The organism is Pseudomonas fluorescens (assembly GCF_902497995.1).
GTDB classification, from domain to species: domain Bacteria; phylum Pseudomonadota; class Gammaproteobacteria; order Pseudomonadales; family Pseudomonadaceae; genus Aquipseudomonas; species Aquipseudomonas fluorescens_BK.
Window position 1 is genome coordinate 195,295 of record NZ_CABVII010000003.1, and the last position, 20,964, is coordinate 216,258.

Annotated in this window: 19 protein-coding genes; 6 read left to right on the top strand and 13 right to left on the bottom strand. The window is 58.5% G+C overall.

Annotation, left to right across the window (positions count from 1 at the left end; all coding sequences use genetic code 11):
* Positions 1-303 precede the first annotated feature (303 nt).
* From purM to F8N80_RS04805, 3 genes are read left to right on the top strand one after another with little or no spacing between them, the layout of a single operon-like run.
* Positions 304-1,362 carry a phosphoribosylformylglycinamidine cyclo-ligase gene (gene purM / locus F8N80_RS04795; protein WP_150783328.1) on the top strand — a complete coding sequence of 353 codons (1,059 nt, stop codon included), beginning with the start codon at positions 304-306 and terminating at the stop codon, positions 1,360-1,362.
* The gene (purN, locus tag F8N80_RS04800) at positions 1,362-2,012 is read left to right on the top strand and encodes a phosphoribosylglycinamide formyltransferase (RefSeq protein WP_150783329.1); all 651 of its coding nucleotides are present in this window, start codon (positions 1,362-1,364) and stop codon (positions 2,010-2,012) included. Before purM ends, purN begins: the two co-directional genes overlap by 1 nt.
* An 8-nt stretch (positions 2,013-2,020) precedes the next feature.
* The gene (locus F8N80_RS04805) at positions 2,021-2,734 is read left to right on the top strand and encodes a DUF3108 domain-containing protein (protein ID WP_150746790.1); all 714 of its coding nucleotides are present in this window, start codon (positions 2,021-2,023) and stop codon (positions 2,732-2,734) included.
* A 144-nt stretch (positions 2,735-2,878) separates the two neighbouring features.
* On the opposite strand, the gene F8N80_RS04810 is transcribed toward F8N80_RS04805, so the two are convergent.
* A complete protein-coding gene (locus F8N80_RS04810) occupies positions 2,879-3,883 on the bottom strand; it encodes an amidohydrolase family protein (RefSeq protein WP_150783330.1) in 1,005 nt (334 codons plus the stop codon).
* Positions 3,884-4,035: 152 nt separating this feature from the next.
* On the opposite strand from F8N80_RS04810, the gene F8N80_RS04815 reads away from it, so the two are divergent.
* Both F8N80_RS04815 and F8N80_RS04820 read left to right on the top strand, forming a co-directional pair.
* Positions 4,036-4,452, top strand: coding sequence for an OsmC family protein (locus tag F8N80_RS04815; protein WP_150746788.1), 417 nt, complete (start codon positions 4,036-4,038; stop codon positions 4,450-4,452).
* A 61-nt stretch (positions 4,453-4,513) separates the two neighbouring features.
* The gene (locus F8N80_RS04820; RefSeq protein ID WP_150783331.1) at positions 4,514-5,374 is read left to right on the top strand and encodes a pirin family protein; all 861 of its coding nucleotides are present in this window, start codon (positions 4,514-4,516) and stop codon (positions 5,372-5,374) included.
* A 206-nt stretch (positions 5,375-5,580) separates the two neighbouring features.
* Here F8N80_RS04820 and htpG read toward each other — a convergent pair whose 3' ends face one another.
* The 3 genes from htpG to F8N80_RS04835 all read right to left on the bottom strand — a co-directional run bounded on the left by htpG (position 5,581) and on the right by F8N80_RS04835 (position 8,492).
* Positions 5,581-7,485, bottom strand: coding sequence for a molecular chaperone HtpG (gene htpG, locus F8N80_RS04825; protein WP_150783332.1), 1,905 nt, complete (start codon positions 7,483-7,485; stop codon positions 5,581-5,583).
* Between the two features lie 81 nt (positions 7,486-7,566).
* Positions 7,567-8,019, bottom strand: coding sequence for a PaaI family thioesterase (locus tag F8N80_RS04830; protein WP_150783333.1), 453 nt, complete (start codon positions 8,017-8,019; stop codon positions 7,567-7,569).
* Positions 8,016-8,492, bottom strand: coding sequence for a PaaI family thioesterase (locus tag F8N80_RS04835; protein ID WP_150746784.1), 477 nt, complete (start codon positions 8,490-8,492; stop codon positions 8,016-8,018). Before F8N80_RS04835 ends, F8N80_RS04830 begins: the two co-directional genes overlap by 4 nt.
* A gap of 158 nt (positions 8,493-8,650) precedes the next feature.
* Between F8N80_RS04835 and F8N80_RS04840 the strand changes: the two genes are divergently transcribed.
* Complete coding sequence (locus tag F8N80_RS04840; RefSeq protein ID WP_150746783.1) at positions 8,651-8,887, top strand: hypothetical protein; 237 nt, start codon at positions 8,651-8,653, stop codon at positions 8,885-8,887.
* A 66-nt stretch (positions 8,888-8,953) separates the two neighbouring features.
* Here the strand turns inward: F8N80_RS04840 and F8N80_RS04845 are convergent, their stop codons facing one another.
* The 9 genes from F8N80_RS04845 to F8N80_RS04890 form a co-directional block, all read right to left on the bottom strand.
* Complete coding sequence (locus F8N80_RS04845) at positions 8,954-9,355, bottom strand: MAPEG family protein (RefSeq protein WP_150746782.1); 402 nt, start codon at positions 9,353-9,355, stop codon at positions 8,954-8,956.
* On the bottom strand, positions 9,355-10,092 hold the full coding sequence (locus tag F8N80_RS04850; protein WP_150746781.1) for a DUF599 domain-containing protein: 738 nt from the start codon (positions 10,090-10,092) through the stop codon (positions 9,355-9,357). The genes F8N80_RS04845 and F8N80_RS04850 overlap by 1 nt, the downstream gene beginning before the upstream one ends.
* Before the next feature lie 258 nt (positions 10,093-10,350).
* The gene (gene brnQ, locus F8N80_RS04860) at positions 10,351-11,664 is read right to left on the bottom strand and encodes a branched-chain amino acid transport system II carrier protein (protein WP_150783334.1); all 1,314 of its coding nucleotides are present in this window, start codon (positions 11,662-11,664) and stop codon (positions 10,351-10,353) included.
* A gap of 478 nt (positions 11,665-12,142) precedes the next feature.
* Entirely contained in the window at positions 12,143-13,024 is an 882-nt protein-coding gene (sucD, locus tag F8N80_RS04865; RefSeq protein WP_007945144.1) for a succinate--CoA ligase subunit alpha, read from the bottom strand.
* Positions 13,024-14,190, bottom strand: a complete 1,167-nt coding sequence (gene sucC, locus F8N80_RS04870; protein ID WP_008148602.1) for an ADP-forming succinate--CoA ligase subunit beta — start codon at positions 14,188-14,190, stop codon at positions 13,024-13,026. The genes sucD and sucC overlap by 1 nt, the downstream gene beginning before the upstream one ends.
* A 179-nt stretch (positions 14,191-14,369) precedes the next feature.
* The gene (lpdA, locus tag F8N80_RS04875; RefSeq protein ID WP_150746779.1) at positions 14,370-15,806 is read right to left on the bottom strand and encodes a dihydrolipoyl dehydrogenase; all 1,437 of its coding nucleotides are present in this window, start codon (positions 15,804-15,806) and stop codon (positions 14,370-14,372) included.
* Between the two features lie 97 nt (positions 15,807-15,903).
* Positions 15,904-17,124, bottom strand: a complete 1,221-nt coding sequence (gene odhB, locus F8N80_RS04880; RefSeq protein ID WP_128870178.1) for a 2-oxoglutarate dehydrogenase complex dihydrolipoyllysine-residue succinyltransferase — start codon at positions 17,122-17,124, stop codon at positions 15,904-15,906.
* 42 nt (positions 17,125-17,166) lie between these two features.
* Positions 17,167-19,998 carry a 2-oxoglutarate dehydrogenase E1 component gene (locus tag F8N80_RS04885; RefSeq protein WP_150746778.1) on the bottom strand — a complete coding sequence of 944 codons (2,832 nt, stop codon included), beginning with the start codon at positions 19,996-19,998 and terminating at the stop codon, positions 17,167-17,169.
* A 261-nt stretch (positions 19,999-20,259) separates the two neighbouring features.
* Positions 20,260-20,964 (bottom strand): succinate dehydrogenase iron-sulfur subunit, encoded by a 705-nt coding sequence (locus F8N80_RS04890; protein ID WP_150746777.1) that lies wholly within the window; start codon positions 20,962-20,964, stop codon positions 20,260-20,262.

The following is a 20,964-nucleotide window of genomic DNA, read 5'->3' on the forward strand; positions in this document are numbered from 1 at the left end:
AAAACATTCACACGACCCGGGTAGTTTTTTGCACTGCCATAACGATAGACGGTTAATAGCGCTACCTTATACAGCCATGCTCGATTGCACCAACCCGGGCAATTACAGTTTTTTTCAACCGATATGCCCCTGCTGTCGGCCTGAGGATGGCCGCTGCCCCTCAAGCCTGATAAAATCGCGCGCCTTCGCAGACCGGCAACAGCCGGACCCCCTGAAACATGCGCTCGGCAATCGCCTTCGTCAATTTCAGTGGTCCCACTGGACTCGGTCGTTACCCCTGAATCCCCCCTAAAGGCCTGGATCATGAGCAAGCAACCCTCCCTGAGCTACAAGGACGCCGGTGTAGACATCGACGCCGGTGAAGCATTGGTCGAACGCATCAAGAGCGTCGCCAAGCGCACTGCGCGCCCGGAAGTCATGGGCGGCCTGGGCGGTTTTGGCGCCCTCTGCGAAATCCCGGCCGGCTACAAGCAGCCTGTGCTGGTTTCCGGCACCGACGGCGTCGGCACCAAGCTGCGCCTGGCACTGAACCTGAACAAGCACGACAGCATCGGCATCGACCTGGTGGCCATGTGCGTCAACGACCTGGTGGTCTGCGGCGCCGAGCCGCTGTTCTTCCTCGACTACTATGCCACCGGCAAGCTCAACGTCGAAACCGCGACCCAGGTCGTGACCGGCATCGGCGCCGGCTGCGAACTGTCCGGCTGCTCCCTGGTCGGCGGCGAAACCGCTGAAATGCCTGGCATGTACGAAGGCGAAGACTACGACCTGGCCGGTTTCTGCGTCGGCGTCGTGGAAAAATCCGAAATCATCGACGGTTCCAAGGTCGCTGCCGGCGATGCCCTGCTCGCCCTGCCGTCTTCCGGTCCGCACTCCAACGGCTACTCGTTGATCCGCAAGATCATCGAAGTGGCAGGTGCCGACATCGAAAACATCCAGCTCGACGGCAAGCCGCTGACTGACCTGCTGATGGCCCCGACCCGCATCTACGTGAAGCCGCTGCTCAAGCTGATCAAGGACACCGGCGCCGTCAAGGCCATGGCCCACATCACCGGCGGCGGTCTGCTGGACAACATCCCGCGCGTGCTGCCAAAAGGCGCACAAGCGGTGGTTGACGTCGCAAGCTGGACGCGTCCGGCCGTATTCGACTGGCTGCAAGAGCAAGGCAACGTTGACGAAAACGAGATGCACCGCGTGCTGAACTGCGGCGTGGGCATGGTGATCTGCGTTGGCCAGGAGCACGTTGAAACCGCCCTGAACGTCCTGCGCGAAGCGGGCGAGCAGCCCTGGGTCATCGGTCAGATCGCCATCGCTGCCGAAGGCGCGGCTCAGGTCGAACTGAAAAACCTCAAGGCTCATTGATGTCCCAGACCTGTGATGTGGTGGTGCTGTTATCCGGCACCGGCAGTAACTTGCAGGCCTTGATCGACAGCACGCGGACCGGCGACAGCCCGGCCCGCATCGCTGCGGTGATTTCCAACCGCGCCGACGCCTACGGCCTGCAACGCGCCAGGGACGCGGGTATCGACACCCGCTTCCTGGATCACAAGGCTTTCGAAGGCCGCGAGGCCTTCGATGCCGCGATGATCGAACTGATCGACGCCTTCAACCCCAAGCTCGTGGTACTGGCCGGCTTCATGCGCATTCTCAGCGCCGGCTTCGTGCGCCACTACCAGGGTCGCCTGCTCAACATTCATCCCTCGCTGCTGCCCAAATACAAAGGGTTACACACTCACCAGCGCGCGCTGGAGGCCGGTGACACCGAACACGGCTGCTCCGTGCACTTTGTCACCGAGGAACTCGATGGCGGACCACTGGTCGTACAGGCAGTAATACCGGTAGAGTTGCAGGATTCGCAGCAGAGTCTGGCGCAGCGAGTCCATAGCCAGGAACACCTGATCTACCCGATGGCTGTACGCTGGTTTGCCGAAGGTCGTTTATCCCTCGGCGAGCAAGGTGCTTTACTGGATGGAAAGCTACTCGCCGCCAGCGGCCACTTGATTCGAACCTAGGAGATTTTATGCGTCGCGCCCTGCTCCTCGCTTGCGCTCTGCTCGCCCTGCCTTTTGCGCAGGCTGCAGAACTTCAACCGTTCTCCGCCAGCTATACCGCCGACTGGAAGCAGCTGCCGATGAGCGGCACCGCCGAACGCAGCCTGACCAAGCAGGCCAACGGCGCCTGGAAGCTCAGCTTCAAGGCCTCGATGATGATCGCCAGCCTGACCGAAGAAAGCACCCTGACCCTGGACAAGGACACCTTGCTGCCCCAGTCCTACCATTTCGAACGGGGTGGCCTGGGCAAAGCCAAGAAGGCTGACCTGGACTTCGACTGGACCAACAAGATGGTCACCGGCACCGATCGCGGCGACCCGGTCAAGCTCCCGCTCAACCGCGGCATGGTCGACAAATCCACTTATCAGCTGGCCCTGCAGCATGACGTGGCCGCCGGCAAGAAAAGCATGAGCTATCAGGTCGTCGATGATGGCGAAGTCGATACCTATGACTTCCGCGTGCTGGGTTCGGAAAAAGTCGACACCAAGGCCGGCCAGATCGATGCGATCAAGGTCGAACGCGTGCGCGATCCGACGCAAAGCAAACGCATCACCGTGCTGTGGTTCGCCAAGGACTGGGATTACCTGCTGGTCCGCCTGCAACAGGTCGAGACTGACGGCAAGGAGTACAACATCATGCTCCTGGACGGTACGGTCAACGGCAAGGCTGTCAAAGGCAGCTGATCCGGATCGATACGAAAGGGCCCCGCACAATGCGGGGCTTTTTTTGTGTCCGGCAAATAGCCACATTTGTAATCCGTCCCCTGTAGGAGCCAGGCTTGCCGGCGAAGGCGTCCTCAAGAACGCCTTCGCCGGCAAGCCTGGCTCCTACAAGGAACGGGGCAGGATCGAGAGAAAGTTGTCTCGTGCGACTTTTCTGGCGACATCTTCCGGCAAGGCGTCGAGAAACGGATCAAAGCTGTGCATTTCCTCACCGAGCTTGTTGAAACGCCCCACGACATCAGAGCCGAGCATGAAGCGCTCCGGGAAGCGCTCCACCAGTTTCAACCACTCGCTTCGAGGCTTGCCCTGCCCATCCAGCAGATAAGGCGTCAGCATGCTCCAGGACAGGTCGACGAACAGGTTGGGGTAAGCCTCAAGCATGCGCGCCAAAGTAGGCAACAGAAAATCCAGCTGGATCTGGTGCCGATGAATTTCCGCGCTGGTGCCGGCATGGGCCCAGATGAACCGGGTATGCGGATGATTGCGCAGCGGCTCCTCGACTTCCGCCAGGTACAGTGGATTTTTTTCACGCTTGGAGGTGATGTTGGAATGCAGCATGACCGGCAGATCGTTTTCGGCGGCGAGGTGATAGATCCGCGTCATGGCCTCGTTATTCGCCCGCGGTGTGTCGCCGGATGTCAGCGCAGTCAAGTCATCGTGGCGGGTAAAGACTTCGCCTATGCCCTGCCATAGACCGGGATTGAGATCGAGCATGCGCTGGATATGCGCCACGGAGTTCTTGTCGTTGGGATTGAAACCTGACAGGAACGGGTGAAAATTCTGGCGCTGGCCGGGGTGCAACGAGTTCACGGCGGCGGCGACGATGACATCGGTGGCGCTGTACCAGTAAGCATCGGCGTCATCGCCGGCGTAATAACGTGGACGCTTGGGTTCGTCTTCGTGCCATTTCTTGGCCACTGGAACGCCTGAAATCATCACATGCTCGATGCGATTGTCGGCCATGGCCTTGAGCAATTTCGGCATGCCCGCCGTTTCCTGAAAAAAATCCACGTAATGCAGGTGCGCATCGCTGTAGGCATATTCCCGGGCGCTGGCAACGTGGCAGGCAAAGACCAACAGGCAGGCAACGCTGTAGCGGAACAGAGGCACGGGCGATCTCCAGAACGTAGGAACAGCGTAGACCCCAGCGCAAGGTCCAGGGTTCATCAGGGCACGAAAGTGGAACGCGAACGTGTAGGAATGCTCTATAACTTCAAGGTCTTTTCTGACTGAATGACTTTTCCTTACCTGCGAGGTTTCCCATGACTGTTACCGTCAATACCGTTTCCGCCGAAGGTTTTCGTCACAGCATCCAGATCGATGAGCACGAATTGTTTGCCGATGTACCCAAAGATATCGGCGGCGAAGGCACTGCCCCAGAGCCCCATGACTACTTCGACGCCGCCCTCGGTGCCTGCAAAGCCGTTACCTTGAAGATGTACGCCAAAAAGAAAGACATCCCGCTGACCGGTGTCTCGGTCGAGGTCAAACGCGATAATAGCGAAGAGCAGAAAGGCAAATATGCCCTGCACGTCAAACTGACCCTCAAGGGCGTGCTCACCGACGCCCAGCGCGACGAACTGCACCGCGTAGCCGACCGCTGCCCGGTACACAAGCTGATGACCAGCACTGAGGTCAGCATCGAAACCCATCTGTCCGAAGGTGCGTTCAGCCAATAGCGGCAAGGGCTGCGCAAGCGGGTTATGCTCCACGCGTCACCCGCTCAGCCTGGAATGCACCATGAACACTCTGCTTGTGATCCGCCCCCGCGCCGAAGATGTCGAAGGCCAACCGATTCTTCGCCCTTTGCCGTCAGCCAAATGCCGCAGTGTCGGGCCCTTCGTGTTTTTCGACCACATGCTGGAAACCCGTTACCCGGCAGGCCATGGCATGAATATCCGGCAGCATCCGCATATCGGCCTGTCCACCCTGACCTACTTGTTCGAAGGGCAAATCCAGCACAAGGACAGCCTCGGCTCCGATCAGGTGGTCGAGGCCGGGGATGTCAGCTGGATGACGGCGGGCAGCGCGATCGCCCACGTCGAGCGCACACCGCAGGCGTTGAAGGACAGCGGATTCAGGATGCACGGCCTGCAAATCTGGCTGGCGTCACCCAAGGAGCATGAACAAGGCCCGGGGCACTACAGCCACCATCCGGCGGCCACACTGCCGGTCAGCGATAACCTTGGCGTGAAGATCCGGATGATTGCCGGATCAGGCTTTTGCCTGGAATCGCCGGTGCCGGTGCTTTCTCCTACGCTGTATGCCGAATTGAACCTGCTGACGGCCACCACGCTGCTCATCCCCACCGAGCATGAAGAGCGGGCGTTGTATGTGTTGAGTGGCGAGGCGCAGCTCAATGGCGAGCTACTGGAACCGCATACGCTGGCGGTGTTGCCTGCGGGGGAAGAGATGACGCTGTTTGCCGAGAGCGACTGCCATGCCGTGCTGTTCGGCGGTGCGCCACTGGATGGGCCGCGGCGGATCAACTGGAATTTTGTGGCGAGTGACCCGGCGGTGATCGATGAAGCGCGGCGACGCTGGGAGGCCGGGGATTGGCCGACGGTGCCGGGGGAAAGTGAGCGGATTGAGTTGCCTTAAGTCCTGAGTCGCCTATTAGATTGTCTTCGCGAGCAAGCCCGCTCCCACATTTGATCGAGGTCGTACGCAAAGTTTACGGTCGACGCCGATCCACTGTGGGAGCGGGCTTGCTCGCGAAGGGGCCGGCACTAACATCACGCCTATCAGGGCTACAAAAGCCCCAGAATAAAAAAACCCGCCGAAGCGGGTTTTTTTGTGCAACGCCGTTAAACCGACAGTTCAACCAGCAGCTTGTTCAGGCGGCGCACATACGCGGCCGGGTCTTTCAAGCTGTCGCCGGCCGCCAGGGCCGCCTGATCGAAGAGAATGTGCGACAGGTCGCCAAAGCGCTCGTCGCTCTGCTCGTTGTCGAGTTTCTCGATCAGCGGGTGAGCCGGGTTGAATTCGAAGATCGGCTTCGACTCCGGAACCTTCTGACCGCTGGCTTCCAGGATCTGACGCATTTGCATGCCCAGGTCCTGCTCGCCGATGGCCAGGATTGCCGGAGAATCGGTCAGACGGTGGGAAACCCGCACTTCGGCCACCGAATCGCCCAGTGCCGTTTTCAGACGCTCAACCAGGCCTTCTTTGGACTTGGCGACTTCTTCCGCGGCTTTCTTGTCCTCTTCCGAGTCCAGGTTACCCAGGTCCAGGTCACCGCGCGCCACGTCGACAAAGCTCTTGCCGTCGAAATCGCTGAGGTAGCTCATCAGCCACTCGTCGATGCGATCGGTCAGCAGCAACACTTCGATGCCTTTCTTGCGGAAGACTTCCAGATGCGGGCTGTTTTTGACCTGCGCGTAGGTTTCGCCGGTCAGGTAGTAGATCTTGTCCTGGCCTTCCTTGGCGCGCGCCAGGTACTCGGCCAGGGAAACCACTTGCTCGCCTTCTTCGCCCTGAGTGGAGGCGAAACGCAGCAGGCCGGCGATTTTCTCTTTGTTGGCGAAGTCTTCTGCCGGGCCTTCTTTCATGACCTGGCCGAAGTTTTTCCAGAAGCTCTTGTATTGCTCAGGGTCGTTCTTCGCCAGTTTTTCCAGCATGTCGAGCACACGCTTGGTCAGCGCCGACTTCATGGAGTCGATGATCGGGTCTTTCTGCAGGATTTCCCGCGACACGTTCAGCGACAGGTCATTGGAATCGACCACGCCCTTGATGAAGCGCAGGTACAGCGGCAGGAACGACTCGGCCTGATCCATGACGAACACGCGCTGCACGTACAGCTTCAGGCCTTTAGGGGCTTCACGCTGGTACAGGTCGAACGGAGCACGGGCCGGCACGTAGAGCAGCGAGCTGTATTCCAGCTTGCCTTCGACCTTGTTGTGGCTCCAGCTCAGCGGGTTCTCGAAATCGTGGGCGACGTGCTTGTAGAACTCCTGGTATTCCTCGTCCTTGATCTCGGTACGCGGACGGGTCCACAGGGCGCTGGCGCGGTTGACGGTTTCCCATTCAACGGCCGGTTGCTCTTCGCCTTCAACAGCTGCCGCTTCTTTCGGCAACTCGATCGGCAACGCGATGTGATCGGAGTACTTCTTGATGATGTTGCGCAGACGCCAGCCATCGGCGAATTCGTCTTCACCAGACTTCAGGTGCAGGACGATTCGGGTGCCGCGCTCGGCTTTCTCAACGGTAGCGACTTCAAAGTCGCCTTCACCCTTGGACGACCAGTGCACGCCTTCGCTGGCAGCAGCACCGGCACGGCGGCTGAACACGTCGACTTTGTCGGCAACGATGAATGCAGAGTAGAAACCCACCCCGAACTGACCGATCAGGTGCGAATCTTTCTTCTGATCGCCAGACAGGTGCTTCATGAAATCGGCGGTGCCGGACTTGGCGATAGTCCCCAGATGGGTAATCGCGTCTTCGCGGCTCATGCCGATGCCGTTGTCTTCGAGGGTGACGGTTTTAGCGTCCTTGTTGAAGCTCACACGGATCTTCAGCTCGGCGCCGCCTTCCAGCAGATCAGGCTTGGCCAAGGCTTCGAAGCGTAATTTATCTACAGCGTCAGAGGCGTTCGAGATCAATTCGCGAAGGAAAATTTCCTTGTTGGAATACAGCGAATGGATCATGAGGTGCAGCAGCTGCTTCACCTCGGTCTGGAAGCCCAGGGTTTCCTTTTGAGTTTCCACACTCATGGTCATCAAACTCCAATCAGATGGCATAAGCCGCGACCTTGATGGTCGGCGGCGGGTTGTCATCAAAGTTGGGGGCTCAGATCAGGATTTCAAGGGCTCTTCGATTTTGAAATGGGCCCGGGCCGTGGCAATCGGCTCGGACTCGGTACTTTGCCAGGCCGTAATCGCTACGTTGGCGACGCGCCGTCCCTGGCGACAAACCTGGCATCGGGCCCAGGTGTCACGAAATTGCCCTGCGCGCAGGTAGTCGAGGGAGAAGTCGATGATTTTCGGCACGCCGGGTGATCCGGTGAAAACCAGCAGGTGCAGCGCCGCGGCCAACTCCATGAACCCGGCAATCACGCCGCCATGAATCGCCGGCAGCAGCGGGTTGCCAATGTTGTCTTTATTGGCCGGCAAGCGAAACAGCAACTCATCCCCCACGCGCGAACACTCGACGCCGATCAGTTTGGCATAGGGAATCAGGTGCAGCAGCGAGGCGTAGTCCCCTTGCTCGTGGGCCTGTTGCAGTTGTTCTTTGAAGTTGTCAGTCATTTCGCACCTGCGGCGATCACACCGGCAAAACCTTTGGTGCCCTTGATGGCTTTACCCATGCGCATGAAGGTGCCGACTACATGGGCGATGGGTTGCTCGGGGTCATCCTGGTAGGCAAAGCCGCGCGCGAAGATCACATCGGTGGTGACCCGGTAGCACTGGGCGAATCCATAGACATCTTTGTGCGGTTCGGCGGCGTGCATATAATCGATGCGCAGGTCCAGGGTCGGACACACTTCGAACTCGGGCAACACGCAGAGGGTGGACATGCCGCAGGCGGTGTCCATCAGCGACGTCAGTGCCCCGCCATGGATGATGCCGGTTTGCGGATTGCCGACGATTTGCGGGCTGTACGGCAAAATCACGGTGAGCCCTTCATGACTGGCGCTGTGAACCCGCAGCCCCAGTACCTGACAATGTCGCAGCGCCGACAGGAATCGTGTCGCACGCTCAAAAACGGGGTTTTCGGCCATTTGATAAAAACTCTTATTAGTGTCCTGAGATCGCACTAGGCGCTTTGAGTAAAAGTTCCCGCCGGAATAATCTTATATATCTGTATGAATTGAGGAACTTAACGCTGAGAACCGTGTTCGAAAGGCCAGTAGATATTTTCCATAAGGAGAAACACCCCATGCGTAAGACTTTAGCTATTGCCTTGATGTTGACCGCTTCCCTCGGTCTCGCTGCTTGCGATAAAAAATCCGAGGACAAAGCTCAAGATGCAAACCAACATGCTGAGCAAGCCCAGCAAGACATGAACAAAGCTCAGGATAAAGTGAACGACGCTGCGAAAGAAAACGCCGAAGCTGCCAAAGCTCAGGCTGAATCGAACGAAGCTGCACAAGACGAAGCTGCCAAGAAGCAATAAATCGTTTTTTCATGCAGAAAAAGAAAACCCGCCAAGTGCGGGTTTTTTTTGGCCTGCAGTGCAGCGCTAGAGCAAAATCGTTCTAAAAGTCGGACTCATCATCAGCAACAACGAACAGACTAAGCCTAAAAACCACACCAGACTGCGCTGCCAGGCCAAGTCCGTCCAATAACACAGCAAGTAGATGATGCGCGTAATCACAAAGATGATTGCCAGCGAATCGATAAGCCACCCCGCCGTCTGCGTGGTGTGCGCCATCAACACCCCCACCGCAAACAAGATGAATGCCTCGATACAGTTCTGATGCGCCGCCAGCGCCCGGGCACCGAAGCCAGTGAGTTGCGCCTGCTGCTGGCGCGGCAGGTGATTATCGTAACCGCCCTGCTCTTTCATGGCCTTGGCCACCGGTATGCGAGCCACATAAATCAGCAAGGCACTGATAAACACACACCAGAACGGAATACTCATCAAGCGACCTCTTTATTCGCCTCGGGCAAGGGTGCCTCTGTAGGGGTATAGACCATCACGTCGAGAACGTCGGAGTGAAACTCCCGGCGATAGAGCACCAAGACCACGCCGGTACTCATCAACATGAACAGCCAGGGACTGACGAACCAGGCCAGCATGGTCATGCCGAAGTAATAGGAGCGCAGGCCGAAGTTGAACTGGTTGGCGGCCATGGAAATCACACGGGCTGCGCGGGCGGCAAAGGCCTTGCGCTCCAGTTCGGAAACATGCCGTTCACCGACCATCGGTGCCGAACCCACCAGGATCGCCGCGAAATTGTACTGACGCATGCACCAGCTGAAGGTAAAGAACGCATAGACAAAAACCAGCGCCAGGCACAACAACTTGATTTCCGACATGCCTTGGGACGCCTGCTGCACCATCGGGATATCCGCCAGCAACGACACGGCCCTTTCGGAAGCACCCAGTACCGTGAGAATGCCGGCCAGAATAATCAGTGTGCTGGAAGCGAAGAACGAGGCGTTGCGCTCCAGGTTGCCGATCACACTGGCGTCGGCGATGCGGTTATCGCGCAGCAGCATGCGGCGCATCCAGTCTTCGCGATACAGGTGCAGGACGCTGGCCAGGCACGCGGTGTCGCGGGCTTTCCACGTCGCATAGCGGGTGTAGCCGCCCCAGCAGATGACGAACCAGATGGCGGCGAGAATGTGGATCAGATTGGCTTGGATGAACGACATGCAGGTCCTTGTGAGACGTTGGCGATGATGAAACCTGTAGGAGCGAGGCTTGCCCGCGAAGGCGGTGTGTCAGTCGATAACTTAGTCGAATGTTATACCGCCTTCGCGGGCAAGCCTCGCTCCTACAGGTAGTGCTTCGACGTTAGCTCAAGGAAAAAGACACTGTATCGAGTCCAAAAAAAATGCCCCGTATCGATTGATACGGGGCATTTCTGTTTCTGCTGTTACAGGCCCGCTTGTGACGGCCCTTGCAGCGGCTTAAGCCAGCGCTTCTTCGCGCTTGCCCAGCAGACGATCACAAACCACCGCAATCGCCAGCGTCATGACCGACGGTACCAGCCACGCCAGACCTTGCTCGCTCAACGGCAGGTTAGCCAGCTGCGTCGGCAGCCAGTCCGCCAGACCGGCACCTTTGAGTGCATCAATCAGGCCGAAGATGAAGGACACCAGCATCACCGGGCCTACAATACGGCCCTGCTCATGCCAGAAGTCCTTGCAGAAGCTCAGGGCCACCAGGGCGATGCACGGCGGGTAAATCGCGGTCAGTACCGGGATCGAGAACGCAATCAGGTTGGTGAGGCCCAGGTTGGACACCAGCAGGGAAAACGCGGCGAGGATGATCACCAGTGTCTTGTAGGACAGTGGCAGCACACGGCTGAAGTATTCAGCGCAGGCACAGGTCAGGCCAACCGCCGTGACCAGACAGGCCAGGGAGATCAATACCGCCAGGAAGCCGCTGCCCAGGGAGCCGAAGGTGTGCTGCACGTAAGCGTGCAATACCGTCGCGCCATTGGTGGCACTGGCGGCGACTTCGTGGCTGCCCGAACCGAGACGGAACAGGCTGACGTAGACCAGGGCCAGACCCACGCCGGCAATCAGCCCGGCAATGATCGCGTAACGGGTGATCAGCGCCGGCGACTCGACACCACGGGAGCGGATGGCGTTGACGATGACAATGCCGAAGACCAGTGCGCCCAGGGTATCCATGGTCAGGTAACCATTGATGAAGCCTTGAGAGAACGGTGCCGCCACGTACTCGGGGGTGCCCACGCCGATGTCGCCGGCCGGCAATGCAAACGCGGCGATGCCGAGAACAGCCAGGGCGATGATCTTCAGTGGTGCGAGGAAACGTCCCACAGTATCCAGCAGACGGCCCGGATAGAGCGAGATGAAGAACACCAGCAGGAAGTACACCGAGCTATAGAGGAACAGTGCCAGCGGGCTTTCGCCGGTCAGCGGTGCCAGGCCGACTTCGAAGGACACGGTCGCGGTGCGCGGCGTCGCGAACAGCGGGCCGACGGCGAGGTAGCACGCAGCGGCCAACAGGCCCCCGGCGACTTTACCGATCGGGCTGCTCAAGGCATCCATGGCGCCGCCGACTTTGGCCAGGGCTACCACTGTGATCACCGGCAGACCGACTGCGGTGATCAGAAAGCCCAGCGCCGCCAGCCAGACATGAGGTCCGGCCTGCAAGCCGACGATAGGCGGGAAGATGATGTTGCCAGCCCCGACAAACAGGGCAAAGGTCATGAATCCAAGTGCCAGGATGTCCTGGCCTTTCAACACTTTCATTAAGGAAATACCACACTACTGAATCGGAATTTAGAGAGGGATTTCCCTTATGGGTGAGGGAAATGCTGTCGGCCCGTATAGGACCAACCCGTTTAGCGCGTTGCTACCTTGTGGGCCGCGGACGCAAAAATGGCTGCTAGCCTAACGAATTTGCCCGACAAACGCACTGTTACGGGGCGAACTATCCGATACGCGACGTTTCTGTGTCGCGTTTTTGCATGTAATTGGTTGTCGCCTGTAAGTCCGCTATCGCGGGCAAGCCCGCTCCCACAGGTTCACCACTATCCCTGTGGGAGCGGGCTTGCCCGCGAAGGGGCCATGACTGACCGCACACAAATCTGAGTTTCATCCAAAACAGCAAAGATCAAAAGATCGTCCGAAGGCCCGGGCCGCGTTCGGACGATCTTTTGATCTTCAGAACGACAAAGGCCACCCGAAGGTGGCCTTTGTCAGCAGAGCTACAAGCTAAGCGCGAGGCTTACTTGATCGCCCAACCGGTCAGCTCGGACAAAGCCTTGCCGATGTCTGCCAGCGAACGCACGGTTTTCACGCCTGCGTCTTCCAGGGCAGCAAACTTCTCGTCTGCAGTGCCTTTGCCGCCAGAGATGATTGCGCCAGCATGGCCCATGCGCTTGCCCGCAGGGGCAGTCACACCAGCGATGTAGGAAACAACCGGCTTGGTCACGTTTGCCTTGATGTAGGCCGCCGCTTCTTCTTCAGCCGAACCGCCGATCTCGCCGATCATCACGATCGCTTCGGTCTTCGGGTCTTCCTGGAACAGCTTCAGGATGTCGATGAAGTTCGAACCCGGGATCGGGTCACCGCCGATGCCGACGCAAGTCGACTGACCGAAACCGGCGTCAGTGGTCTGCTTCACAGCTTCGTAGGTCAGGGTGCCGGAACGGGAAACGATACCGACCTTGCCTGGCAAGTGAATGTGACCTGGCATGATGCCGATCTTGCATTCGCCTGGAGTGATCACGCCTGGGCAGTTAGGGCCGATCAGGGTAACACCCAGCTCGTCGCACTTAACTTTAGCGTCCAGCATGTCCAGGGTAGGAATGCCTTCAGTGATGCAAACGATCAGCTTGATGCCGCCGAATGCTGCTTCCAGGATGGAGTCCTTGCAGAAAGGAGCTGGAACGTAGATCACGCTGGCGGTGGCGCCAGTGGCAGCTACAGCATCTTTCACGGTGTTGAACACTGGCAGACCCAGGTGCTCGGTGCCGCCTTTACCAGGAGTTACGCCACCGACCATCTTGGTGCCGTATTCGATGGCTTGCTGGGTGTGGAAACTACCTTGCGAACCGGTAATACCCTGGCAGATAACTTTGGTGTCTTTATTGATCAGGACGCTCATTATTTGCCCTCCGCAGCTTTGACAACTTGTTGAGCAGCGTCGGTCAGGCTGGTAGCAGCGATGATGTTCAAACCGCTTTCTGCCAGTACTTTAGCGCCCAGCTCAGCGTTGTTGCCTTCAAGGCGAACAACAACCGGGATTTTCACGCCGACTTCTTTCACAGCGCCGATGATGCCTTCGGCAATCATGTCGCAACGAACGATGCCGCCGAAGATGTTGACCAATACTGCAGCGACGTTAGTGTCGGACAGGATGATCTTGAACGCTTCGGTAACGCGTTCTTTGGTAGCACCGCCGCCCACGTCGAGGAAGTTGGCTGGTTTGCCGCCATGCAGGTTGACGATGTCCATGGTACCCATGGCCAGGCCAGCACCGTTGACCATGCAACCGATGTTGCCTTCCAGCGCTACGTAGTTCAGTTCGAACTTGGCAGCGTGCGCTTCGCGCGGATCGTCTTGCGACGGATCGTGGAAAGTCTTCAGCTTAGGCTGACGGTACATGGCGTTGGCGTCGATGTTGATCTTGGCGTCGAGGCAATGCAGATCGCCGTCAGCCTTGATCACCAGCGGGTTCACTTCCAGCAGGGCCAGGTCGTGATCCTTGAACAGCTTGGCCAGACCGACGAAGATCTTGGCGAACTGGGCAACTTGCTTGCCTTCCAGACCCAGCTGGAATGCCAGCTCGCGACCCTGGAATGGCTGAGCGCCAACCAGTGGATCGATCGTGGCCTTGAGGATTTTCTCAGGGGTGTCGTGAGCGATTTTCTCGATGTCCACGCCACCTTCGGTGGAAGCCATGAACACGATACGACGGCTCGAACGGTCAACGACAGCGCCCAGGTACAGCTCTTTAGCGATATCAGTGCACGATTCAACCAGGATCTTGGTGACTGGCTGACCATTGGCATCAGTCTGGTAAGTCACCAGACGCTTGCCCAACCACTGTTGAGCGAATGCCTTGGCGTCTTCTTTGCTGCGAACCAGCTTGACGCCGCCCGCTTTACCGCGACCACCTGCGTGAACCTGGGCTTTGACAACCCATTCGGTCCCGCCGATCTTGTCGCACGCTTCTGCTGCTGCTTCCGGGGTGTCTACGGCGAAACCCTGGGATACTGGCAGGCCGTATTCAGCGAACAGCTGCTTACCCTGATACTCGTGAAGATTCATGCTTATTACCGTCTTCGTTAGGTACTGCGCATTCGGTGCTGCACTCGTTCAAGTGCCGCACCACCTGTGACTGCTGCTTGCGTAGCTGGGCTACGCAAGACTGCGTCCAGCGGATATTCCGCGGTGAGCCTTGCTTGCAAGGCTCACGACGGGCCATACCGCCGTGGTTTCTTATTGTCTTAACGCTTCTTGCGGTTGGCGATGTGAATGGCGCCGCCATTCACTGCCAGAGCTGCTTCGTGCAAGGCTTCGGACAGGGTCGGATGGGAGAAAACCATCATGCCCAGGTCTTCAGCGCTTGTGCCGAACTCCATACCGATCGCGCCCTGCTGAACCAGTTCTGCAGCGCTCGGGCCAATCACGTGGACGCCCAATACGCGGTCAGTCTTGGCATCGGCAATGACTTTGACGAAACCGCCGGTGTCGTTGGCTGCCATGGCACGGCCACTGGCTGCGAACGGGAAAGTGCCGACGTTAACTTCAACGCCTTCCGCTTTCAAGGTCTGCTCGGTTTTACCGACCCATGCGATTTCCGGGTGAGTATAAATAACCGAAGGGATCAAGTCATAGTTCATCTGGGCCTTGTGGCCCTTGATGCGCTCGACGACCATGATGCCCTCTTCCGAGGCCTTGTGAGCCAGCATCATGCCGCGAACCACGTCGCCGATCGCGTAAACGCCCGGTACGGTGGTGGCGCAGTGATCGTCAACGTGCACGAAACCGCGCTCGTCCAGGGTCACGCCGCAATCAGCGGACAGCAGATCAGTGGTCACCGGACGGCGACCAACGGCTACGATCAGCTTGTCGAACGTGATGTTCTGTTCGCCCTTGGAGTCGGTGTAGTTCACCACGACTTCGTCGCCGTTCACTTTGGAACCGGTGACGCGAGCGCCCAGCTTGATGTCCAGACCCTGTTTGGTCAGGGTTTTCAGCGCTTCCTTGGAAACGGCAGCGTCAGCGGCCATCAGGAAGGTGTCCAGCGCTTCGAGAACGGTGACTTCTGCGCCCAGACGGGACCAGACCGAACCCAGCTCCAGACCGATCACGCCTGCGCCGATCACGCCCAGACGTTTTGGTACGGATTGGAATTCCAGCGCGCCCGTCGAATCGACGATCACATTCTGGTCGACCGGAGCCGGTGGAATGTCGATCGGACGCGAGCCTGGAGCCAGAATCACGTTTTCGGCTTCGATGATTTCTACCGAACCGTCAGGTTTGGTAACTTCGACTTTCTTGCCGGCCAGCAGCTTGCCGTGACCCTGGATGGAGGTCACACCGTTGGCTTTGAACAGGGTCGCAACGCCGGAAGTCAGGCCTTTGACGATATTGGCCTTGCGGCCGACCATCGCTGGCACGTCCATGGTCACGCCGGCATGGTTGATACCGTGGATCGCGAAACCGTCCTGGGCTTCGTGGAATTTCCACGAGCTGTCCAGCAGGGCCTTGGAAGGAATGCAGCCGACGTTCAGGCAAGTACCGCCCAGAGCCAGTTTGCCTTCCTTGTCGGTGTATTTCTCGATGCAGGCCGTGGAAAGGCCAAGCTGCGCGGCCTTGATGGCAGCCACGTAACCGCCAGGGCCTGCACCGATCACTACTACGTCAAATTTCTGCGACATTCAAAAGATCCTCTTTAGCGAAAAGCTTCGAGCCACAAGCTTCAAGCCAGGCTGCACTTTCCTGCAGCCTGTCACTTGAAGCCTGCAGCTGCTTCTATCAGATATCCAGCAGCAAACGAGCCGGGTCTTCCAGCAGGTTCTTGATGGTAACCAGGAAGGTCACAGCTTCTTTGCCATCGATCAGACGGTGATCGTAGGACAGCGCCAGGTACATCATCGGACGGATAACCACCTGACCGTTGATCGCCATAGGACGCTGCAGAATGTTGTGCATGCCCAGGATGGCCGCTTGCGGCGGGTTGACGATCGGCGTCGACATCATCGAACCGAAGGTACCACCGTTGGTGATGGTGAACGTGCCACCAGTCATCTCGTCCATCGACAGTTTGCCGTCACGGGCTTTCTTGCCGAAGGTGGCGATGCCGCCTTCGATTTCAGCCAGGCTCATCAGTTCGGCGTTACGCAGAACCGGTACAACCAGGCCGCGGTCGCTGGAAACAGCAACACCGACGTCAGCGTAGCCGTGATAAACGATATCGGCACCGTCGATCGACGCGTTGACGGCCGGGAAGCGTTTCAGCGCTTCGGTGGCAGCCTTGACGAAGAACGACATGAAGCCCAGGCGCACACCATTGTGGCTCTTCTCAAAGAGATCCTTGTACTTCGAACGCAACGCCATGACTTCGGTCATGTCGACTTCGTTGAAAGTGGTCAGCATCGCCATGTTCGATTGAGCTTCAACCAGACGCTTGGCAACAGTGGCCCGCACGCGGGTCATCGGTACACGCTTCTCGATGCGATCGCCAGCGGCGAAAACCGGAGCAGCGGCAGCGGGTGCAGCAGCCTTGGCAGGCGCGGCAGCCGGAGCGGCTTTCTTGGCGGCAACAGCTGCAACCACGTCTTCCTTGGTCACACGACCGCCTTTGCCAGTGCCGGCAACGGAAGCGATGTTGATACCGTTTTCTTCAGCCAGCTTGCGAGCAGCCGGTGCAGCGACAGGATCGTCTTCGCCTTCGGCGGCAGGAGCAGCAGCCTGTGCAGCGGCCGGAGCAGCGGCAGCGGCTGGAGCGGCAGCAGCGCCGCCCGCTTCGATGGAGCCCAGCACTTCGTCGGACAGAACGGTCTCGCCTTCGTTCTTGACGATAGCGCCCAGCACGCCGTCAGCGGTAGCCAACACTTCCAGTACGACTTTGTCGGTTTCGATGTCGACGATCAGGTCGTCGCGCTTGACGGCGTCGCCCGGCTGTTTGTGCCAGGTGGCAACGGTGCCATCGGCAACCGATTCCGGGAAAGTGGGGGCTTTGATTTCGATAGCCATTATCTGTGGGTCCTTAAATTCGGTTTCAGGTGCGCGAAGGCGTTAAACAGTAAAGGCGTCTTGCAGCAGTTGTTCCTGCTGCTCGGCGTGCATCGATGCGTAACCGCATGCAGGTGCAGCAGAAGCCTCACGGCCCGCGTACTCGAGTACGAGAGACTTGTCGAGGTTGCTGATGCTGCGACGCATGTGGTGTTGGCTGCAGTACCACGCACCCTGGTTCATCGGCTCTTCCTGGCACCAAACGGCATGCTTGACGTTGGTGTAGGGAGCCAGGACTTCTTTCAAGTCGTCCTCAGGGAATGGGTACAGCTGCTCGATACGCACGACGGCGATGTCGTCACGACCTTCGGCACGGCGTTTTTCCAGCAGGTCGTAGTAGACCTTGCCGCTACACAGAACAACGCGCTCGACCTTTTTCGGGTCTTGAACATCGATTTCCGGGATAACAGTCTGGAACGAACCTTCGGCCAGATCTTCCAGGGTCGAGATGGCCAGTTTATGACGCAGCAGCGACTTCGGTGTCAGGACGATCAATGGCTTGCGCAGCGGGCGAATCACCTGGCGACGCAGCAAGTGGTAGATCTGAGCCGGCGTAGTCGGTACGGCTACCTGAATGTTGTGCTCGGCGCACAGCTGCAGGTAACGCTCCAGACGTGCAGACGAGTGCTCCGGACCCTGACCTTCATAACCATGCGGCAGCAGCATGGTCAGACCGCAGAGACGGCCCCACTTGTGCTCGCCACTGGTGATGAACTGGTCGATCACCACCTGGGCACCGTTGGCGAAGTCGCCGAACTGGGCTTCCCAGATCACCAGCGCTTCAGGCGTGGTGGTCGAGTAACCGTATTCGAACGCCAGCACGGCTTCTTCGGACAGGAACGAATCGTACAGGTCGAAACGTGGCTGGCCCTTGTACAGGTTTTGCAGCGGGATGTAGGTGCCCGCGTCTTTCTGGTTGTGCAAGACAGCGTGACGGTGCGAGAACGTACCGCGACCGATGTCCTGACCCGTCATGCGAATCGGGTGACCTTCGAACGCCAGGGTCGCGTACGCCATGGTTTCGGCGTAACCCCAGTTGATCGGCAGGCCGCCGGCTTGCATCTTCTGACGGTCTTCGTAGATTTTCGAGACCTGGCGCTGAACCACGAAGCCTTCCGGAATTTCCAGCAGCTTGGCGGACAGTTCCTGCAAGGTTTTCAGATCGAAACGCGTGTCGTGACGCGCAGTCCAGGCGTGGCCCAGATACGGACGCCAGTCCACGAACAACTCTTTGTTCGGCTCTTTGACCAGGCTTTTTACAACATGCAGGCCGTTGTCCAGCGCGTTGCGGTATTCGTCGACTTTCGCCTGAACACGCTCTGCGTCCAGCACGCCGGCCTGGGTCAGACGATCGGCATACAGCTCACGGGTGGTGCGCTGTTTGGTGATCTGCTGATACATCATCGGCTGGGTGCCGCTTGGCTCGTCGGCCTCGTTGTGGCCACGACGACGGTAGCAGACCAGGTCGATCACCACGTCACGCTTGAACTGCATGCGGTAGTCGATGGCCAGCTGGGTCACGAACAATACGGCTTCCGGATCATCGCCATTCACATGGAGGATCGGCGCCTGGATCATTTTCGCAACGTCGGTCGCGTACTCGGTGGAGCGCGAGTCCAGCGGATTGCTGATGGTGAAACCGACCTGGTTGTTGATCACGATGTGCACGGTGCCGCCGGTCTTGAAACCGCGGGTCTGCGACATCTGGAAGGTTTCCATCACCACGCCCTGACCTGCGAATGCAGCGTCACCGTGGATGGAGATCGGCAGAACCTTCTCGCCGGTCGGGTCGTTACGACGATCCTGACGGGCGCGAACCGAACCCTCGACCACTGGAGAGACGATTTCCAGGTGGGACGGGTTGAAGGCCATCGCGAGGTGAACTTCACCGCCGGTGGTCATGACGTTGGACGAGAAGCCCTGGTGATATTTAACGTCACCGGAACCCAGCTCGACCTTCTTCTTGCCTTCGAACTCGTCGAACAGCTCGCGCGGGTTCTTGCCGAAGGTATTGACCAGCACGTTCAGACGACCACGGTGGGCCATGCCGATGACGATTTCCTTGGTGCCGTAGGAACCGGAACGCTGGATCAGTTCGTCGAGCATCGGAATCAGGCTCTCGCCGCCTTCCAGGCCGAAACGCTTGGTGCCCGGGTACTTGGTGCCCAGGTATTTTTCCAGGCCTTCGCCAGCGGTCACGCGCTCGAGCAGGTGGCCCTTGATGTCGGCGGAGTACGTCGGACGGCCACGCACGCTTTCCAGACGCTGCTGGAACCACTGGCGCTGCTCGGAATCGGTGATGTGCGTAAATTCAGCGCCGATGGTGCGGCAATATGTCTGCTGCAACGCTTCGTGAATTTCGCGTAGGCTCGCCTCCTCTTTGCCAATGAACAGGTCGCCGGCACGGAAGATCGTATCAAGATCGGCATTGGTCAAGCCGTAATGATTGATCGACAGGTCTGCAGGTGCAGGACGCCGCCACAGCCCCAGCGGGTCAAGCTGGGCTGCCTGGTGGCCACGCATACGGTAGGCCTGGATCAATCGCAGCACTTCAACTTGCTTCTTCTCGTGCTCACTGCTCACGCTGCCGGCGGAAACCGGTTGTACGCGGCGCTGGTTCTTTGCCAGCAAGACGAAATGATCGCGAATCGTGGAGTGCGAAACATCGGTGACAGTGTTGCCGTCGGCAGGCAACTTCTGAAAATAGGTGCGCCACTCTTCTGGCACAGCGTTAGGGTCGTGCAGGTAGAGCTCGTAGAGCTCTTCCACATAGGCAGCGTTACTACCGGATAGGTAGGCGCTGTTCCACATGCGCTGCATCACGCTTTCTTGCATGCTTGGTCACCCTCGGTTAGGGGAACACCACCGGCGTCGACACCGAGCAAACTTGCAGAAGTCCGAATGCAGCGACCAAAACAAGCCACTAGGATCACGCTGATAGTCCGGGTACCAGCCCGGATGCCCCTGCTTGTCTCATTTCTTCAAAATAAGAGCCGCAGCCTTTTAAGCTGCTGCTCAGGTTAAAACTACGGCGCCGGTTGAAGCCTGCGCCGTAGCATCTACGGGTATAGCGGTCCTACGGGTACAACAGCTGAATCACACGCCGCTTTGCAGAAGCATGTTACGAATGTGACCGATGGCCTTAGTCGGGTTCAGGCCTTTCGGACAAACGTTGACGCAGTTCATGATCCCGCGGCAGCGGAATACGCTGAACGGGTCATCCAGCGAAGCCAGACGCTCGGCAGTCTTGGTGTCACGGCTGTCTGCCAGGAAGCGATAAGCTTGCAGCAGAGCAGCCGGACCCAGGAACTTGTCCGGGTTCCACCAGAAGGACGGGCAGGAGGTCGAGCAGCAAGCGCACAGGATGCACTCGTACAGACCGTCGAGCTTTTCACGCTCTTCAGGGGACTGCAGACGCTCGATGGCCGGAGCCGGCGTGTCGTTCTGCAGGAATGGCTTAACCTTCTCGTATTGCTTGTAGAAGATGCTCATATCGACGACCAGGTCACGAATGACCGGCAAACCTGGCAGCGGACGAACAACCAACTTGTTACCTTTTACGACAGCGGACAGCGGCGTGACGCACGCCAGACCGTTTTTGCCGTTGATATTCATGCCGTCGGAACCGCAAACACCTTCACGGCAAGAGCGACGATAGGAGAAACCTTCGTCCTGCTCTTTGATCAGGGCCAGCACGTCCAGCACCATCAGGTCTTTACCACCGGTATCGACCTGGAATTCCTGCATGAACGGCGCGGCGTCCTGATCAGGGTTGTAACGATAAACGCTGACTTTCAACAT

What these genes read in the sequence shown, in the direction of transcription:
- F8N80_RS04885 (WP_150746778.1), bottom strand. Translation starts at nt 19,998, where the DNA reads ATGCAAGAAAGCGTGATGCAGCGCATGTGGAACAGCGCCTACCTATCC.
- F8N80_RS04820 (WP_150783331.1), top strand. Translation starts at nt 4,514, where the DNA reads ATGAACACTCTGCTTGTGATCCGCCCCCGCGCCGAAGATGTCGAAGGC.
- F8N80_RS04805 (WP_150746790.1), top strand. Translation starts at nt 2,021, where the DNA reads ATGCGTCGCGCCCTGCTCCTCGCTTGCGCTCTGCTCGCCCTGCCTTTT.
- purN (WP_150783329.1), top strand. Translation starts at nt 1,362, where the DNA reads ATGTCCCAGACCTGTGATGTGGTGGTGCTGTTATCCGGCACCGGCAGT.
- odhB (WP_128870178.1), bottom strand. Translation starts at nt 17,124, where the DNA reads ATGGCTATCGAAATCAAAGCCCCCACTTTCCCGGAATCGGTTGCCGAT.
- F8N80_RS04840 (WP_150746783.1), top strand. Translation starts at nt 8,651, where the DNA reads ATGCGTAAGACTTTAGCTATTGCCTTGATGTTGACCGCTTCCCTCGGT.
- F8N80_RS04890 (WP_150746777.1), bottom strand. Translation starts at nt 20,964, where the DNA reads ATGTTGAAAGTCAGCGTTTATCGTTACAACCCTGATCAGGACGCCGCG.
- F8N80_RS04845 (WP_150746782.1), bottom strand. Translation starts at nt 9,355, where the DNA reads ATGAGTATTCCGTTCTGGTGTGTGTTTATCAGTGCCTTGCTGATTTAT.
- sucC (WP_008148602.1), bottom strand. Translation starts at nt 14,190, where the DNA reads ATGAATCTTCACGAGTATCAGGGTAAGCAGCTGTTCGCTGAATACGGC.
- F8N80_RS04835 (WP_150746784.1), bottom strand. Translation starts at nt 8,492, where the DNA reads ATGGCCGAAAACCCCGTTTTTGAGCGTGCGACACGATTCCTGTCGGCG.
- brnQ (WP_150783334.1), bottom strand. Translation starts at nt 11,664, where the DNA reads ATGAAAGTGTTGAAAGGCCAGGACATCCTGGCACTTGGATTCATGACC.
- F8N80_RS04830 (WP_150783333.1), bottom strand. Translation starts at nt 8,019, where the DNA reads ATGACTGACAACTTCAAAGAACAACTGCAACAGGCCCACGAGCAAGGG.
- htpG (WP_150783332.1), bottom strand. Translation starts at nt 7,485, where the DNA reads ATGAGTGTGGAAACTCAAAAGGAAACCCTGGGCTTCCAGACCGAGGTG.
- F8N80_RS04815 (WP_150746788.1), top strand. Translation starts at nt 4,036, where the DNA reads ATGACTGTTACCGTCAATACCGTTTCCGCCGAAGGTTTTCGTCACAGC.
- F8N80_RS04850 (WP_150746781.1), bottom strand. Translation starts at nt 10,092, where the DNA reads ATGTCGTTCATCCAAGCCAATCTGATCCACATTCTCGCCGCCATCTGG.
- purM (WP_150783328.1), top strand. Translation starts at nt 304, where the DNA reads ATGAGCAAGCAACCCTCCCTGAGCTACAAGGACGCCGGTGTAGACATC.
- sucD (WP_007945144.1), bottom strand. Translation starts at nt 13,024, where the DNA reads ATGAGCGTCCTGATCAATAAAGACACCAAAGTTATCTGCCAGGGTATT.
- lpdA (WP_150746779.1), bottom strand. Translation starts at nt 15,806, where the DNA reads ATGTCGCAGAAATTTGACGTAGTAGTGATCGGTGCAGGCCCTGGCGGT.